Origin of the sequence: Pseudoalteromonas sp. R86517, from assembly GCF_042466295.1 — a bacterium.
GTDB classification, from domain to species: Bacteria; Pseudomonadota; Gammaproteobacteria; order Enterobacterales; family Alteromonadaceae; genus Pseudoalteromonas; species Pseudoalteromonas atlantica.
Genome location: NZ_JAXHCB010000003.1, coordinates 786,791 through 804,520 on the forward strand (window position 1 = coordinate 786,791; position 17,730 = coordinate 804,520).

The window sequence follows — 17,730 nt, forward strand, 5'->3', positions numbered from 1 at the left end:
CGCTAAGTTCAAAGCACGTAAAGCCTGTGCCTTACGCGCTTTGTTAGCACTTAACTAGGCCGTAAGACCTGCTTTAAGCTCATTGGGTTTCATGGGTAAATTACGTAACCGCACACCAACTGCATTAAATACCGCATTTCCAATAGCTGGCGCAACCCCAATTACTCCAGGCTCACCTAAGCCCATTGGAAACTCATCACTTTGTACAAACTCTATGTCCATATCGGGCACATCTTGCATTCTAAGTGGTAAGTAAGTGTTAAAGTTAGTGGCTGCTACTTGTCCGTTTTGGTAATTATTTGATTCATGTAACGCAAGGCTTGTGCCCCACAATAACGAACCTTCAAGCTGGGCTAGTGCACCATCAGGGTGAACAATTAAACCTGCATCTACCACGGCGTAAAGCTTCTTAAGCGTAATTTTGCCATCGCTTTTATTTACGTGCACATGGGCTGCTGTGGCAATCCACGCTGGCATATTACGCTCTTGGCCTGAACTTACTGAGAAACCAATGCCTTCATTTTCACCCAGCTTAACATTTGCGACCTTCGCTGACACTTTTTTAAGTACCGCATTTAAGCGCAGCGCTCCGCCTACGCTTTCAGGGGCTTTACCTGCTTGTTTACCTTTGCCATCGAGCATTGATAAACGAAACTCAACCGGATCAATCCCTTGTTTGTGCGCTATTTCGTCGATAAAAGACTCTAAGCTCCATGCAATCCAGCCAGGGCCTACCGAGCGAAGCCAACCTGGGGTAAATGTGCTTTGCGCTAATTCGTTATTAATTGCGCGGGCACGGTGGTTATCTATGCTGTACCAGTGATCGGCTCCAGAGGCTGAAAATGCATCAAACTTACCTTTGCCATCAACCCCTGGTGATAAAAAGCCAGGTGCCATTGCTTTTGTTGGCCAGCCTGCTGCAAAAGCATGTTCCATTGCACTAAGCTCGCCATTTTCATTAAACGAAGCAGTTAATTTAGCTGTAGAGGCAGAGCGTGATTGATCAAATAAGCTATCGTCGGCGCGCGTAAATACCAGTTTTACGGGTTTGCCAATCGCTTTCGCTGTTAATGCTGCAGGCACAGTCCAATCACCAAATAAACGACGCCCAAATCCACCGCCTAAATAATAAGGGCGAATAATAACGTTATTTTGTTCAACCTCTAACGCCTTGGCCAATGCAGGTAGTGTTAAAGACTGCCACTGATTACCGGTATGGATAATCCACTTGTCTTGTTTAAACTCTGCCACTGCGTTAAGCGGCTCTAATTGATAATGGCTTGCTGTTGCTGTGGTGTACAGTGACTCAAGAGACTGCGTTGCCTCAGCCTGCATTTTAGCGGTATCACCTTCATTAACAAATAAGGTGCCAGCGCTGCTATCGTTACATAATTTTTCGCCTAGGGATTGAATATCGGCCTCTGTAACATTAGCTGTTTGCCCTTTTTTATAGGTTACTTTTAGCGCATCTACCGCTTTAATAGCACTGGGGTAATTGTCAGCTAAAACCACCACCCAGCCTTGTACGGTATTACTCGGGTCGTTTAAAATCTCAAACCCTTTATAGCCTTTTATTGTTTTTGCAGCGCTATCGTCCACCTGTGTCACTTCGCTACCATAGCGTGTTGGTGGGATCACAGGGCGCGCATACACCATGCCTTCAAGCTCTACATCTATACCGTATACGGCAGTACCATTTGTTTTTGCCGGAATATCAAGCGCTTTAAAGTCTTGTTTTAAACCCGTTAAGTGGCGTTTATTGGCAGGCTTTAACGGCAGTTTTGCAACTTCTTCACTGCTAAAGGTACGGTTAAACTCACCATTTTTAACAATATCGGCATAACTGAGCGATTTATCGCCTGCAATTATACGCCCTTTGCTCGCGTGGCACTGCTCAGGTTTAACCCCAAGCATATTAGCCCCTGCATCTATAAGGGCTATACGCCCCGCAGCGCCAGCTTGTGAAAGCGGCTTAAAGCTTTGAAACACCGACCACGAGCCACCTGTAACCATGTAGCCCCATTTTTCGTGCGTATCTACATACGTGATTGATACTTTATCCCAGTCGCACTCAAGCTCATCTGCCACAATACGCGCTAAGGCGGTGCCTACGTGTTGGCCCATTTCAGCTTTGGCAATACTAACGACTACTTCACCTTGCTGGTTCATAGTCCACCAAATTGTGGGTGAAAACGATTGTTGTGCAATCGACTCTTTGGCGCTAAGTTCACCTGAAAATATTGCCGGAGCAAATGCCATAACCAGGCCAGCAGTTGCTGTACTAATCATAAAAGAGCGACGGTTTAAGTCTACGGTTTCGGTATTTTTTTGAAATAGTTTTTTCATTGTCGGCTCCAGTTACACGTCTAGCTCTTTGGGGTTAAACATTTGTACTGCACTTTGCGATTCATCAGCTGCACGTTGTATAGCCGATTTAATACGCTTGTACGCCATACAGCGGCAGTAGTTGCCATTCATATGATTTACTATTTCTTGATCTGTTGGATTTGGATTGTCAGCTAATAACGTAGCAGCTTGCATAATTTGTCCAGACTGACAGTAACCGCACTGAGGTACTTGCTCATCTACCCACGCTTTTTGCAGCGGGTGCGCGTTGTTAAGCCCTTCAATGGTCGTAATGTTTTTTCCTGCCACTGCGCCCACGGGTAATACACACGAGCGCGTTGCTTGCCCATCTAAATGCACTGTACATGCACCGCACATAGCAATACCACAACCAAACTTAGTTCCTTTTAACCCTATTTCATCGCGAATAACCCACAGCAAAGGTGTATCTGCACTTGCTTGCGATTTAACCTCTTTGCCATTAACTGTAAACGTCACCATAGCTTGCCCCTTCATTAAGCCTAAATAAAATTAAAGTAACGCATGACCCATACACGTTACTTTTTATACCACCGTACGTTGAAACTATTACGCTTTGCATTGCAGCGCACATTTAAAATGCGCGCAGGCATAACTGTTAAAAATCTAATCTCGTTTTAAACGTTTAACCTAAAGTTTAGGCTATATTTTTTAGTTTATTCGCTTACAGTTAGGTTGTTGTTATTATTAATAAACTGCTTTAATTGCTGTTGAGTGTCGATATCTGTGCTTGCCTGCTTAAGTAAAATGGTATTAACGTCAACCTGTGTATCGCGCAGTAAATGTTGAGCGCCTTTATCGCAATTTAGCGCTGCGAGTGTTTTAAAATCACAGGCAGGAAATACAGCAGGTACGCCAAGGCGCTCGCCATAATCAGCGCACCAGCGCGACGGGTTGTTGTTAAAATGAGTAATTAAAGTATTTATGTGTGTAGCACTAAGCTCAACCTGATCCGCCAGCATAAATAAAATCCCCTCTAATGAGTGCGCCTTACTTATAGTGTGTGTTGCCAGCGCAATGGATTTTCCTAAGCCTATTTGCCAGTGTGGGTTATGCAGTATTTCAACATTTTTATAGCCACGTAACGCGTGTTCAATTTGCGCATGCCAAGCACCGCTAATAACGTATATGGGTAATGTGTCATCACCTTGTAAGGTATCTACGGCGCGGCAAATCATTGGTTTATTACCTACATCGGCTATAAGCTTACAGCCGTTAAAGCGCGACGATTGCCCAGCGGCTAAAATAACCTTTGCTATGCGCACCTTAGTTGCCCCAATTACTTAACGATGTAGCATCTTTATTAGCAAATACCGCATGAATTTCGCTAATGAGCGATAAAGCTATGCTCTCTGGCGAGTCGCCTCCCAAATTAAGCCCAACAGGACCAAATACAGGCGCTACTACCTTATTTACCGTTGTATTTGCATGTTCAAACACTTGCGCTCGGCGATGTGCAGGCCCCAGTAATCCCATGTACTTTAGTTGGCTTTGCTCAAGTGCGGCTAACGCCTGTGAGTCAAGCTCTACACTGTGGGCCATTAAAACAGCGGCATCCACTTTGTGCTGTTCGCAAAATTGTTTAAGCTGCGCAGCTGGGCAACGCAAAATATTATCGGCCTGCTTAAAGTAGTCTCTTTTAGCATTTGCAGCTCGGCTATCCCATACACTTACCATCCACCCGAGTTGTTTAGCAAACGCGTATACTGGTATCGCATCAGCGCCACCGCCAACAATTAATAAATGTGCGCTGGGGTAAATAGCCACTTCTAAACGTTGGACTTTATCTTGCTCTAAAAGCGCTGCTTTGCGGTTTAAAGATAAGTTGTGCTGCTGCGCCACAGTTTTAAAAACGCCAGACCCCTTTGCCACCAAAGGTTTAATTTGCTGTGTGTAGTGCCCCGATTGCTTATTTTTAAGCGCATTAAACATGCTATCTAATTGTAAGTATTCGTTTTCACTATTAACGCTTTGCAAAATAATATGCACCACACCACCACAGCCAATTCCTAGCTGAAATGTTAAGTCGTCTTCATCGGTTGCATCGTAGGTAATAGTTTTAGAGTGTAATGAGGTCATAACCTGTTTGGCGTGGCGCTGAATATCAGCCTCTAAACAGCCACCCGAAAGCATGCCTAAGCGCTGGCCAAGGCTCGAAATAAGCATCATCGCGCCCAATTTTCGATAGCTAGACCCTTCAATTTGGTACAAGGTTGCGAGCACCCATTGTTGTTCATCACGAAGCGGATACCACGTATTGAGCATTCCTTTTAAATCAGTAACCATAAACTGCAGCCATTACAAACCTTAATATGCGCGCGTTTTAATTATCACCATGGTGTCGCTTTGCTTCATTTGTTAGATATAACGAGGATAATCAAACAACAAATAAGTGAGAAGCGTACGTGATATATTTTAAAATCGATCAGATAGGACGTTATTAAATATGAAATATTATCTTAGCATTTATCGAGGGCGAGGTGACCTGTGTGGATTGAAATTTTTCACTCTAGGTGCAATTAAATCGCCTTCAAAGGCTTTGCCCTGACTAAAAACCAAACGCCCTGTTGTAAATTCATCCACCGCAGTACGCCACGCCCTAACTTCCTTAATAAGCGTATAATTTATAAAATGTTACACATGCTTAATTAGCAAACAATACGTTAGCTTTTTGGCTAATGCGAGCCTTGGCTTAAATAAGCATTAATCTTCAATTAAATCGGTGAGCGTATTAATTAGCTCATCAAACTCATCATTTACACTCTCGCGTTGCTGCTCACTCAATGTGGTATTTAGTTCAATAAGTAGGTTTACATAGAGCGCTAAGTTTGCATCATTACTGGCTAATAACTCTTCGCTCATATACGCTTCTCGCTGTGTAATTACATAGCTTAATTGTTTTACAAATTCAGCCTCACTGAGCGCTTTATTTAAAAGTACTTGCTGCGCTGCATTTAAACGCGTTTGCTTGTACTGATGCCAAAGTAATGAAGAGTCATAATGAGCATTGTTAGCTTGGGTAATAAGCTGCGTTTGCACAGGGGTTAACTTTCCTAGCCATTGTTTGTAGTAATCGAGCTGCCTTTCTAGGCGTTCGCTTTTGCGCTCCTGCGCTGTTAATTCAGTAAACTCTTCGTATTCTTCGTTAATTTGCGTTTGGATATTAGCAATAAGCTCTTCGCGCTGCGCATAAGAAAGCGTAAGCCCTAACTGCGCGAGCGGTATATGCGCATGTTCAAGAATGTTTTGAAAATGAGCTCTGGCCAATACCACTTGCGACTTTAATTGCTGATAGTCTAACTGCTGATTAAATAACCCTTTTAGATTTAGTATATCTTGCTTGTAGGCGGGTAATTGCGTGGTGCGGTGCCACTGCTGGGTTGTGTTAATAATACTTTTGAGTTGCTTGTTTTGCTGCTTATTTAGGTCAATGTAGTCATCTACCCAAAACGATGAAAGCCACGTTAAGTTATTATAAGTAAACGAAGCCGAACAACTACACAAAAATAGCAGACTGAGCGCAATGGCTACGCGCGAAACTTTTATATTTTTTATTTTAAACATGAAATCCTCAACTAACGCTTTCTCTCAAACTTTCACATAAATACGCAAAGATGTTAATTTACTTTAATTGATAATAATTATTATTTACTGTTGACACTCCGTCAAATCTAAATAATAATTAATCGCATAAATAAAGTGTAACGACCTCAGTGCCCAAGGAAGAAATACAGCATGGATGCTGACATTTTGTTTTAAGCGCGTGACTGCTTAATGGCTATTATTTACTCGACCCAAGTAATAGCATAAAAGTTCATCTCTACTTGCTACATTGCTCATATTAGTGACGGTTAATATGACATTAAAAGCGCAGGCTTTGGCTTGCGCTTTTTTACTGCTTTAAATTTTCTGTAATATCTGTATCTTACGCTTATAAACAGCGCATTATTAGCAATATAATTGCTTATTTAAGCTATAATTACCACAACAGCTTGGCTAAGTGTTAAACGAGCATATAATCACCAAAGCGTTAGTATTTCACTTAACCCCAAGCACTTGCACCATTTTATACGTGGCTATTAAATAGTAAGTACAAAGTGTTGCAATAAAACAGGTTTTTATACATACACATTGCAACTATTACCTATTGGAGACATGGCTATGTCACAGTTTAATTTAAAAGCATTAATACTCACTGGCGTTTTGCTTTCAAGCCCATTTGCACATGCAACTCTTGAAGACGGTATAAGAGCTGCCAACGAAGGCGAGTTTGCGACGGCACTAAAAGAATTTGAATATTTAGCTGATAAAGGCTTTGCCCCTGGTATTTACGAACTAGGTAAGCTTTACGAGGGCGGCTATGGTGTTACACGCGACTACTTTAAAGCGGCAGAGCTTTATAAAGAAGGCGTTAAAAAAAATCACGCTGACTCAATGTTTGCGCTAGCGGTTTTATACGATGAAGGCAAAGGCGTAAAGCTTGATAAGCAAATGGCGGTTACGTTATTTGAAAAAGCAGCGAAAAAAAACCTCCCCGCCGCACAATTTAATTTAGGTGTTATGTATGCAAATGGCGAGGGCGTAACGCGCGATTATAAACAAGCCAGAACGTGGTACGAAAAAGCCGCTGCTAATAACTACTCACTGGCGCAATTTAATCTTGCGCTCATGTATTTTGAAGGCCTAGGCATGCCAAAAGACTTAGAGAAGTCGTATGTGTGGAACACCATTGCAGAATACAACGGCAACATGCAAGCAAGCCATAGCCGCAAGCTAGATGAGCGTAAAATGCTACCTAAAGAAATAGAAGAAGCAAAAGAAAAAGCCGACAAAATCTACGAAAAAATACTCGCAGGCACGTACGCCGGTGAAGGTCGCTTATTTTAATTTGCGCCTAGCAAAACCTAAGTGTTTAACAAGGGCAAATGCATCTCGCATTTGCCCTTTTTTATACCAATTTACTTAATATATAAAAATTTAAGCAGCTTAATAATAAGGTTGCTCTGTTTGAGTAAAAGCGCGGTACGCGGGTTAAACGAGCTAGACACCAAGGTGTTTTTTGCGTGACTAAAGGTTAAAAACCCCTCTTTACCATGATAATGCCCCATTCCTGAATGCCCAACGCCACCAAATGGCACATCGTCTGCTGTCACCTGCACTAAGGCATCGTTTACAGCAACTGTACCACTTAATGTTTGCTCCATGATGTAATCTTGAGCGTGCTTATCTTGGCCTAAAATATATAGCGCTAAAGGGTGATTATGCGCTTTTATGTAGCTAATTGCCTCATCGAGCTTTTCGTAGGTTTTAATAGGCAAAATGGGGCCAAATAACTCATCTTGCATTAGCGTCATATCATCGCTAGGCGCGGTAACAATATGCAAACCCATTCTATGCTTTTGTTTGTCTTGCTGGTTTTGATCTAGCGGCTTAATTACTTGCGCACCTAACTGCTGTGCTTGTGTTAAATACCCTTCTAAACGAGTGTAATGCGCATCGCTAATAATTGACGTTAAGTTTTTGCCTTCAACCCCGTCTTTAAAGTGCTTTTTATAAAGCTCGCACAATTGCTGCACCAGCTGATGCTCAAGGGCCTTAGGCACAAATACATAATCTGGGGCTACACAAATTTGCCCCGCATTAGCCATTTTACCAAACAATAATGTTTGCGCTGCTTTTTTAATATTAGCTTGCTCAGTAATGATCACCGGCGACTTACCACCAAGCTCCAAGGTAACAGGAGTTAAATTTTCGCTGGCCGCTTTCATAACCAGCTTGCCCACTGACGTTGAGCCAGTAAACAGCAGATGTGCAAATGGCAGTGCAGAAAACTCACTCGCTACATCGCTTGCCCCTAACACCACTTTACAGTGCGCTTGTAGCTCGTCTGCAAATATTTTTTCGATGACTGCATTAGTATGCGGGGTAAATTCGCTGAGCTTAAGCATAACTCTATTACCTGCAGCAATGGCGGTAATAACAGGCACTAATGCCAATTGTATGGGGTAATTCCATGGTGCAATCACACCAACTACACCAAGTGGCTGGTAAGTCACACTCACTTTTGATGGCCACAAACTCAAGCTAGTTGAGCGCTTACTGGGTTTTGCCCATTTTGGCAGTTTTTTAATTATGTGCGCTAAACCCTGAACCGTTGGCAGAATATCGCCAAGTAACGTATCGAACGCGGTTCTGTAGCCAAAGTCTTTTGATGCTGCATCGATAAGCGCTTGTTCATTGCTAACAATTCGTTTGTGCAGCGTTTTTAATAATACGATACGCTTATCTATCGGGAGGTACGACTGGGCTAAAAAGCTATTTTGCAGCTCATTAAACGTATCGCTGAGTGACGGTGTGTGTGTGCTATCAGTATCCAAAAGGTGCTACTCGTGTATCATTTTGCTACGACTATAACGCCGTTCTGATTTTCGAGCAATAACACTAACTATCTAAAAATTACCGTTTTTGTAGGAACAAATAGCCACAATTAACCACTACTCGCTCAATAATTTAGCCCTTAAATTACTTTTATTTAGCTCGTTAGCGGCTCACAAGGAAGCGTAATAATAAATTTAGCGCCGCCTTGCTCGCGGTTCTGTGAGCTTAGCGTGCCATTAAGCGCGCTAATAATTTGCTTAGAAATACACAACCCAAGCCCTAGCCCATCAACCGATTTAGTACTGTAAAAAGGCTCAAAAATAGTCTCTATATCGTGCACTTCTATGCCTGGACCGGTATCTTCAATACACAGTTGCACACTATTATTTAGATAATTGGCACTGATACTCAGCTCGCGAGTAATACACCCTTGCATTGCTTGGCTGGCATTCGATATTAAGTTAACTAACACTTCTTCAAGGGCCGCTTTATCTGCTAACACGTTTAATTGGCTGTCAATTTTAGGCGGTAAAACACTTATATTGTCCTGCTTTAGCTGGTTTTTATTAATCTCAAGTGCCTTGGCTACTGATTCACTTAATGGCACTTCGCTAATAATCGCTTTTGCAGAATCAGAAAAATAATTTAGCTGTGCAACTATCTTATGCACTCTTGCTACTAAGGATTCAATAAACTGTAAATTTTCGTTTAGGGCTTCAAACTTTCCTTTAGCTAGCAAGCGTTTAGCACTGGCTAAGTAAGTATTAATGGTATTAAGCGGGTGATTAATTTCGTGGTTAAAGCCCATGCTAAGCTGGCCAATTGTTGCAAGCTTAGTTGATTGTACAAGCGCATCTTGCTGTGCTTTAAAAGCATTGGTACGTGCACTAATTTCCTGACTGACACTGTGATGGGAATAAACCAGCTTTTTAACGCCAACAAAGCGCCTTAAAACAACATACCCTAGGGCAATAATAAGCGCATAAATTACCACAAAGCCAAATAACGCCGGTAATTGGGCAATATTTGCATTAGATACATTTACTAATACGGTAACCGATGCGTTCAAAAAACGTAATTTTTGCTCTACCGATAAATAGTTATGCTCATCAATTGTGCTAAACAGTAACCTTTGTGATGTGTAATTTGAATGGGCAATCAGCTTAGGTTGATAATCTAAATACGCTCGACGCTGAGCGATGTCTCGCCGATGAGTAATATCAAGCGTAGAAAACGTATTCAGGCGCCAATTTTCCATATCTGAAATAGCAATCACGCTATCTTCTAGCTGCACGTAAAAGTGGCTGCCCTTGGCGGTATTTAAAAGCTCACGGTCACTTTCAAATTTGTTCACATTAACTTTTAAAACAACAACCCCTACCGCTTGATTATTGTTATAAATGGCTTGTGAAAAATAGATGCCACGCTCTTTTGTACGCATACCTACGGCAAAATACGCTACTTTCTCCCCTGCAAATGCGCGCTTAAAATACGGTCTAAACGACAGATCGCTGCCTAAAAAGTTATGATCGGCCTGCCAGTTACTGCTTGCAATCACAGCGCCTTGTTCATCAAGAATATAAATATCTGAGGCACCACTGGCTTGTTGTATATCAGCTAAGTAGTTATTAATCTTTTTTTCGTTATTTTGCGCCGCACCTAAAAAATCAATAACCTCATTGTTATAGGTAAGAAGCTGAGGAATTTTTGAAAAACGCGCAAGCTCAGCATCAATATAATGCTTTAACTGAGTTGCTTGCTGGGCTGCTTTTTGCTCGGCCTGATTATAATAATGAGTTCGGCCATAGCAAAACACGACCGACAATAGCACTATCAGTACAACAAAAGATAAAAGAAGTTTTTTAGAAAAGGAGAACATGCCCTAGCTCACAACAAAATAGCTATAAAATTTAAGGGCGCTAGTTTAACGGGTTATGGGCGCTAACAACAGAAACTTTGTGTTAACAAATACAATAAATCTTAATTTATTTATAAACTGCTGCAAGTCTGTACTGACTCGCAACAGTAAACATCATTAGCGGTACTAAAATTAAGAGTTAGTGGCTAATTGAGGCTTATTTTTAGCGTACTTGTATAAGCCGATCAGTGAAGCTGCAATCCAGAAAATCTCAATTACAAAGCTTGCAAGGTTAAAGTTGTAACACAAACTGATTAACAGCAAAATTGCCCCTGTTAAATTCATTATGTTGTACAATAACCCCGTTGGGGATGCTTTATTAAGTTGTAATAAAAAGAATGCACCAACAACTAAGAAAGTACCCGCCATACCTACAATATCAAATAACAGTGCTATCACACGTTTATCCTTTGCTTAAAAAACCCAACTAACTGGCCCTATCCTTGGGGAGGGTGTTTTTCAATCATTGAAACAGCAAAACCGGGCGAGTATATCAGGCTTGTTTATTGGTACAAGGTCAATTGTCCGCCTTACTAAGCAGCAAATCTAAGTTTTTGTAGTTATTACATTTTTAAACGTATTGGGTTATTTAAAGGTAACCTTACCGCCAATTATTTTATAAGCTGGCGTACCGCGTATGATTGCTGAGCGCGCAAATGGGCGCTCGCATTGGGGGCAAATACACGGTGTAGTTGTGTAATCTTGGGTTATTCGCTCTATAAAACACTTTACTAAAGCGCCTTTGCCACCTTTTCTATATTTAAACAGCGCCGCTTTGCAAGCAGAGCAAAAAATATCGACAGTTTTAGTCGGCCCTTTTTTATTTGGCTTAGCCATACACTCCTTAACATACCTACATTGATACAAAGCAGGCATTTTAGCAGTTAATAAATAAAAACGTTACAGAATCTAGCCTAATAAGCGGTGGAGAAAACGCAGGGGATTAAATAATAGGTACGATATAAAACACCATAAAAGCGTTTCGCTAATCTCTAAAAAACAAACGGTTTAATTGCGCTGATAACACATTCATATTAAATGGTTTAATAATAAACCCCGACACTTTTGCTTTAATAACTTGTTTTACTGTATCAGCGTTATCTTCGCACGTGACCATAATAACAGGTAAATCGACTAAGGCTTGGTCGTGGCGTATATTATCAAGCAAGTTTACACCGTCTACTTTAGGCATATGTAGGTCGGTTATTACTAAATCAAACTTTTGCTGACGCAGTATTTTTAACGCCTGTTGGCCGTCAGTTGCCTCCACAACATTTTTGTAATCAAGCTGCCTTAACATATTAATTAATACGTGGCGCATAAGTGGCATATCATCAACGACTAATATTTTCATAATTATCTTTATTGTATTTTAGCGCTTAGCTTAAAGGTGGCGCCTTATCTAGCGTACTTAGGGCCATACACCTATAATAAAACCCATTAATGTAAATTGTAATGTGTAATACCCTGCATTAATTATAAATAACTTGATTGGCCGCTGCTCATAAATGTAACTGAGCCCCAGCGAGCTACCTACCCAAAACAAACCGATGGCAAAACCTGTAAAGGCGCCCTCTCCCATTCCGGCCTCTTTACCTAAAAATAATGAAAGCACCACCGCCGACAAAAGTGCAAGTACCATACTGCCGCCAAAAATTAACGCAGGTTTTGCTGTTTGTAAATCAAGCTCCGTAAGGCCTGTACACTCTAACCAGGCATTTTTAAAAAAAGCGTTTGAATACCAAATACCGCCAAGCATAAAAGAGGAAAGCGCCGCCACAAGCACGGCAAAAAAATTAACATCAGTAAAATTCATACATACTGCCATAATGCATAGTGTACAAGGGTATTTTGACTGTAGTTAAAAATACCCTAAGCAGCAAATTATCGCCTTTAAAATATATGGTATAGGGCGCGTTGGTTTTTGTGGAGGCTTTTAAAAATCGCCATAGGTGGCACGCGTTTGTGCCTTTAAATCGGTTGGCGAAAGCGCTACCTCAAGCCCTCGCTTACCTGCACTTACATACACTGTTTTAAAGGCCATAGCGCTTGAATGAATAAAAGTGGTTAGGCGCTTTTTTTGCCCAAGCGGGCTAACCCCTCCCAAGATATACCCTGTAGCGGCTTGTACCTTTGGCGCGCTTGCCATTGCGACCTTTTTAGCGTGACTCAGTTTGGCCAATTGCTTTAAATTTACTTGCTGGGATACCGGTGTAATGGCAACAATTAACTGCCCTTCATTGGTTTCAAGCACGAGGGTTTTAAATACCTGCTCACTGTTAAGGTTTAATTTTTCAACGGCTTCTTGGCCATAACGCGTTGTATTAGCATCGTGTTGATAACTGAGTACATCGTGAGGCACATTTTGTTTTTTCAGTAATTCTATTGCCGGGGTCATACAATTTAGCCACATCATTTTAAGCGCATTATTAATCTACAATAAGGGTTAATCATTTTGAAGAGTAACTTAATAGCAGATACGTAAAAAGCCTTTTATTGACGAGGGTATAGGTACAAAGGGTAAAGCAATGTGGGTCAATTGCCTAAGGCAACAAAATAGCTCAGTGAATTAATCGATTGAGTATACGCACTTTATAATATTGCTAAGTCGTGCCCAGTAAAATGGTTAAATCACATGAATTTGAGCCAAAAAAAACGGTGCATCAAGCACCGTTTTTTTTAGTTTTTACGATAACTAATTACTTAGTTAAATCGTCAAAAAACTTTTTAACGCCGTCAAAAAAGCCTTGCTCTTTAGGACGGTTTTTTGAGCTATCTTTGCCCATGCTCTCGTCTAACTCTTTAAGTAACTCGCGTTGACGCTCGTTTAAGTTAACTGGCGTTTCAATCACTACTTTACAAATTAAGTCACCTTGAGCACCACTACGAACCGATTTAACACCTTTGCCACGCATACGGAACATTTTGCCCGTTTGTGTTTCAGACGGTATTTTAAGTTTTGCACGGCCATCAAGCGTAGGCACTTCAATTTCGCCACCTAAACCTGCGGTAGTAAAGCTAATTGGCACTTCGCAGTACAAGTTATTCGCATCGCGTACAAAAATTGGGTGTTCGCGTACAGATACTTGCACGTATAAATCGCCAGCTGGCGCTCCGTGCATACCCGCTTCGCCTTCACCGGTTAAACGAATACGATCGCCTGTATCTACGCCTGCTGGAATTTTAACTGACAACGTTTTCGTTTTCTCAACGCGCCCTTGTCCGTGACACTTATCACATGGGTCTGAAATAATCTGACCTTGCCCCTGACACGTTGGACACGTTTGTTGAACAGCAAAGAAACCTTGGCGCATTTGTACTTGGCCAGCACCATGACACGTAGTACATGTTTTAGGCTTAGAGCCCGCCTTTGCACCACTGCCATCACATGGCTTACAGCTAACCCATGTAGGTACTTTTATTTCTACTTCTTTACCACGGACCGCTTCTTCTAAGCTTAGGTCCATGTTGTAACGTAAATCTGATCCACGTTGTTGACGCGATTGACGACGGCCACCACCGCCACCAAAAATGTCACCGAACACATCACCAAAAATATCACCAAAATCGCCTTGACCACCACCGCCAAAGCCACCGTGACCGCCGCCACCGCCTTGTTCAAAGGCAGCATGGCCGTATTGGTCATACATTTGACGTTTTTGATCGTCGGTTAAAATCTCGTAAGCTTCTTTTACTTCTTTAAATTTAGTTTCGAGATCTTTATCACCGGCGGTACGATCTGGGTGATATTTCATCGCTAAGCGTTTATACGCTTTTTTTATGTCTCTCTCGCTTGCATCTTTGCTTACGCCGAGAACTTCGTAATAATCGCGTTTTGACATATCTATCACACTACTCTTTTCTATTTGCAGCTAGGCTGCGGGATAAACCGATAAATCACATCGATTTATCATGAAAATTTTAAACCTTAAATACATACAAAAGGCGCGACAAGCTGTAGCCTGCGCGCCTCAAAAGTTCATCCTACCCTAAAAACTTGAGCAAATCATGTTGTTTAGGCTAGTTAGAAGCTTAGCTGACAATTACTTGTCGTCTTTTACTTCTTCAAACTCAGCATCAACTACATCGTCGTCTTGCTTGGCAGACTGTTGTGGTTGCTCGCCTGCATCTTCGCCACCTTGTTGCGCTTTAGCTTGAGCGATTTCCATTAGCTTTTGAGACTTTTCAGCAAGTGCTTGCGTTTTAGCTTCAATTTCTGCTTTGTCATCGCTCTTAATAGCAGCTTCAAGGTCAACAACAGCTGCTTCAATTGCATCTTTGTCTTCGCTTGGTAGCGCATCGCCAGCTTCTTCAATTTGCTTGCGAGTACCGTGTACCATTGCATCAGCTTGGTTACGAGTTGCTACTAGCTCTTCAAACTTTTTATCTTCTTCAGCGTTAGCTTCTGCATCACGAACCATTTTTTCTACTTCTTCATCGCTTAAACCTGAAGACGCTTGAATCGTGATTTTTTGCTCTTTACCTGTATCTTTATCTTTCGCTGATACATGTAAGATACCATCCGCATCTACATCGAAAGTTACTTCGATTTGTGGAGTACCACGTTGTGCTGGACGAATACCTTCTAGGTTAAATTGACCTAGAGATTTGTTGTCGCTAGCACGCTTACGCTCACCTTGTAGTACGTGAATCGTAACGGCAGATTGGTTATCTTCTGCTGTAGAAAAAGTTTGCGATTTCTTAGTAGGAATCGTTGTATTTTTCTCAATTAGCGCGGTCATTACTGAGCCCATTGTCTCAATACCTAGCGATAATGGAGACACGTCTAGTAATAGTACGTCTTTAACGTCACCTGCTAATACACCACCTTGAATTGCCGCGCCTACTGCTACAGCTTCATCAGGGTTAACATCTTTACGTGGCTCTTTACCAAAGAACTCAGCAACTGTTTTTTGTACTAGTGGCATACGTGTTTGACCACCTACTAAAATGATATCGTTAATATCATTTACAGATAAATCAGCATCCGCTAGAGCACGTTTAAGTGGCTCAATTGACTTAGTTACTAAGTCTTCAACTAATGACTCAAGTTTAGCACGCGTTAGTTTAACGTTCATGTGCTTAGGACCTGATGCATCGGCAGTTACGTACGGAAGGTTAACTTCTGTAGATTGTGCAGATGATAGTTCGATTTTCGCTTTTTCAGCCGCTTCTTTAACACGTTGCATAGCAAGCGGATCGTTTTGTAAATCGATACCTTGGTCTTTCTTGAACTCAGCTACTAAGTAGTTGATTACGCGGTTATCGAAATCTTCACCACCTAAGTGAGTGTCACCGTTTGTAGCAAGTACTTCAAATGTGTGCTCGCCTTCAACTTCATCAATTTCAATGATTGATAAATCGAAAGTACCACCACCTAAGTCGTATACTGCAACAACATTTTCACCTTTGTTTTTGTCCATGCCGTAAGCAAGGGCAGCAGCTGTTGGCTCATTGATGATACGTTTAACTTCAAGACCCGCAATACGACCAGCATCTTTTGTTGCTTGACGTTGTGAATCGTTAAAGTATGCAGGTACTGTGATTACAGCTTCAGTTACTTCTTCACCTAAGAAGTCTTCTGCTGTTTTCTTCATTTTTTTAAGTACTTCTGCAGAAATTTGTGGTGCAGCGCGTTTTTCACCGCCCGCTTCAACCCATGCATCGCCGTTATCAGCTTTGATGATTTTGAACGGCATAATACCGATATCGCGTTGTACTTCTTCGTCTTCAAAACGACGACCAATTAAACGCTTAATTGCAAATAACGTGTTAGTTGGGTTAGTAACCGCTTGACGCTTAGCAGGTTGACCTACTAGAGTCTCACCGTCTTGCGTGTAAGCAATAATAGACGGGGTTGTGCGATCGCCTTCCGCATTTTCAATAACACGTGCTTTATCACCATCAAGTACTGCAACACAAGAGTTTGTAGTACCTAAATCGATTCCAATAATTTTACCCATGAATCTTCTCCAACTTCAAATTCGTTAATACGTTCGATGACTAGTAAATAGGGATGCCACAAAGTTAATTCAACTGTAAAAATGAAAAAAAATTCATTTTTTGTAATTTATTTAACAAAAAACCTTAATAAAAGTAGGGTTTGATGTTTTTTACGCCAAATACACCTATTCAACACAACTAGTCTGACCAGTTGTTATGTGCTATATATGTCTGATAATGATAATTTCAAGGATATTAACGATGCATTTTGATGACTTATTAAAACAAGCCTCTGCTATTTCAAACTCTTCTTCCGCTTCGCTTGCCAATAACAGCAATACAATGGAGTTTCCTGCTAATTGGTGCCAAGGTAGAACCGCTTTTGGTGGCCTTTCTGCTGCACTACTTTATCAAGCAATCAGAAAACACATTGACCCAAGTAGACGATTACTGTCTTTGAGCACTAATTTTGTTGGGCCGCTGCTTGCCGACACGCCTTTTTCTTTGTCAGTTGAAATTTTACGCCAAGGTAAAAGCAGTACTCAGGTATTAGCTAAAGTGATTCAGAGTGAACAAGTGTGCGTTATTGTCCAAGCGTGCTTTGCTATTGATAGGCAATCGGGTGTTAATGTACCGGTTAGTAAAGAAATGAGATTAAAGCCTGTGGATGCACGTCATACATTGCCGTTTATTGAAGGGCAAATGCCTGAGTTTTTTCAGCATGTTGATTTATGTCCGCAGCAAGGCGCTATGCCTTTTAGCGCTGCACAGACCTCGCATTTAGGCGGCTGGATGCGCTTTAAACATACCCCAGAGGCAATTACCGAAGCACATATAATAGCCCTTACCGATGCATGGCCTCCTACATTATTACAAATGTTTAAACAGCCAGCTCCTGCAAGTAGCATGTCGTGGTATTTAGAATTTGTGCAAGAGCCAACGCTTACACCCGGTGAATGGTTAGGCTTTGAAGCAATTACACATCATGCTAAAGGGGGTTATGGCTTAGAAGATGGCTGTATTTGGTCGCAATCGGGGGAGCTAATTGCTTTGACACGTCAAACCGTTGCTTTGTTTGATTAAGTACCGCTTAGCTTACTAATGAG

At 41.5% G+C, this 17,730-nt stretch carries 16 protein-coding genes; 2 read left to right on the top strand and 14 right to left on the bottom strand.

Going from position 1 to position 17,730, the window contains the following annotated elements; translation table 11 throughout:
* Positions 1 to 54: 54 nt before the first annotated feature.
* From SJY38_RS20200 to SJY38_RS20220, 5 genes are all read right to left on the bottom strand, one after another.
* Positions 55 to 2,346 carry a xanthine dehydrogenase family protein molybdopterin-binding subunit gene (locus SJY38_RS20200; RefSeq protein ID WP_138579073.1) on the bottom strand — a complete coding sequence of 764 codons (2,292 nt, stop codon included), beginning with the start codon at positions 2,344 to 2,346 and terminating at the stop codon, positions 55 to 57.
* 12 nt (positions 2,347 to 2,358) lie between these two features.
* Entirely contained in the window at positions 2,359 to 2,847 is a 489-nt protein-coding gene (locus SJY38_RS20205; RefSeq protein WP_029771953.1) for a (2Fe-2S)-binding protein, read from the bottom strand.
* Positions 2,848 to 3,041: 194 nt separating this feature from the next.
* Positions 3,042 to 3,650 (bottom strand): nucleotidyltransferase family protein, encoded by a 609-nt coding sequence (locus SJY38_RS20210; protein WP_138579075.1) that lies wholly within the window; start codon positions 3,648 to 3,650, stop codon positions 3,042 to 3,044.
* 1 nt (position 3,651) lies between these two features.
* Positions 3,652 to 4,671: an XdhC family protein gene (locus tag SJY38_RS20215; protein ID WP_138579077.1), complete on the bottom strand. Its 1,020-nt coding sequence runs from the start codon at positions 4,669 to 4,671 to the stop codon at positions 3,652 to 3,654.
* 417 nt (positions 4,672 to 5,088) lie between these two features.
* Complete coding sequence (locus tag SJY38_RS20220) at positions 5,089 to 5,949, bottom strand: DUF6279 family lipoprotein (protein ID WP_138579079.1); 861 nt, start codon at positions 5,947 to 5,949, stop codon at positions 5,089 to 5,091.
* A gap of 597 nt (positions 5,950 to 6,546) precedes the next feature.
* On the opposite strand from SJY38_RS20220, the gene SJY38_RS20225 reads away from it, so the two are divergent.
* The gene (locus SJY38_RS20225; protein WP_024032214.1) at positions 6,547 to 7,272 is read left to right on the top strand and encodes a tetratricopeptide repeat protein; all 726 of its coding nucleotides are present in this window, start codon (positions 6,547 to 6,549) and stop codon (positions 7,270 to 7,272) included.
* A gap of 71 nt (positions 7,273 to 7,343) precedes the next feature.
* Here SJY38_RS20225 and SJY38_RS20230 read toward each other — a convergent pair whose 3' ends face one another.
* The 9 genes from SJY38_RS20230 to dnaK form a co-directional block, all read right to left on the bottom strand.
* Positions 7,344 to 8,762: a coniferyl aldehyde dehydrogenase gene (locus SJY38_RS20230; protein ID WP_055253983.1), complete on the bottom strand. Its 1,419-nt coding sequence runs from the start codon at positions 8,760 to 8,762 to the stop codon at positions 7,344 to 7,346.
* A 155-nt stretch (positions 8,763 to 8,917) separates the two neighbouring features.
* Positions 8,918 to 10,642 carry an ATP-binding protein gene (locus tag SJY38_RS20235; protein WP_377110681.1) on the bottom strand — a complete coding sequence of 575 codons (1,725 nt, stop codon included), beginning with the start codon at positions 10,640 to 10,642 and terminating at the stop codon, positions 8,918 to 8,920.
* 171 nt (positions 10,643 to 10,813) lie between these two features.
* A complete protein-coding gene (locus tag SJY38_RS20240) occupies positions 10,814 to 11,080 on the bottom strand; it encodes a hypothetical protein (protein WP_004588716.1) in 267 nt (88 codons plus the stop codon).
* A 186-nt stretch (positions 11,081 to 11,266) separates the two neighbouring features.
* Positions 11,267 to 11,518: a hypothetical protein gene (locus tag SJY38_RS20245; RefSeq protein WP_054981853.1), complete on the bottom strand. Its 252-nt coding sequence runs from the start codon at positions 11,516 to 11,518 to the stop codon at positions 11,267 to 11,269.
* Positions 11,519 to 11,666: 148 nt separating this feature from the next.
* The gene (locus tag SJY38_RS20250; RefSeq protein WP_024031358.1) at positions 11,667 to 12,035 is read right to left on the bottom strand and encodes a response regulator; all 369 of its coding nucleotides are present in this window, start codon (positions 12,033 to 12,035) and stop codon (positions 11,667 to 11,669) included.
* 57 nt (positions 12,036 to 12,092) lie between these two features.
* A complete protein-coding gene (locus SJY38_RS20255; RefSeq protein WP_004588719.1) occupies positions 12,093 to 12,497 on the bottom strand; it encodes a DUF1761 domain-containing protein in 405 nt (134 codons plus the stop codon).
* A 120-nt stretch (positions 12,498 to 12,617) separates the two neighbouring features.
* Positions 12,618 to 13,079: a Cys-tRNA(Pro) deacylase gene (gene ybaK, locus SJY38_RS20260; RefSeq protein ID WP_248443890.1), complete on the bottom strand. Its 462-nt coding sequence runs from the start codon at positions 13,077 to 13,079 to the stop codon at positions 12,618 to 12,620.
* A 301-nt stretch (positions 13,080 to 13,380) separates the two neighbouring features.
* Entirely contained in the window at positions 13,381 to 14,523 is a 1,143-nt protein-coding gene (dnaJ, locus tag SJY38_RS20265; RefSeq protein ID WP_024031901.1) for a molecular chaperone DnaJ, read from the bottom strand.
* Positions 14,524 to 14,724: 201 nt separating this feature from the next.
* A complete protein-coding gene (gene dnaK / locus SJY38_RS20270) occupies positions 14,725 to 16,644 on the bottom strand; it encodes a molecular chaperone DnaK (RefSeq protein WP_273586298.1) in 1,920 nt (639 codons plus the stop codon).
* 241 nt (positions 16,645 to 16,885) lie between these two features.
* Between dnaK and SJY38_RS20275 the strand changes: the two genes are divergently transcribed.
* On the top strand, positions 16,886 to 17,707 hold the full coding sequence (locus SJY38_RS20275) for a thioesterase family protein (protein ID WP_004588723.1): 822 nt from the start codon (positions 16,886 to 16,888) through the stop codon (positions 17,705 to 17,707).
* Positions 17,708 to 17,730 lie beyond the last annotated feature (23 nt).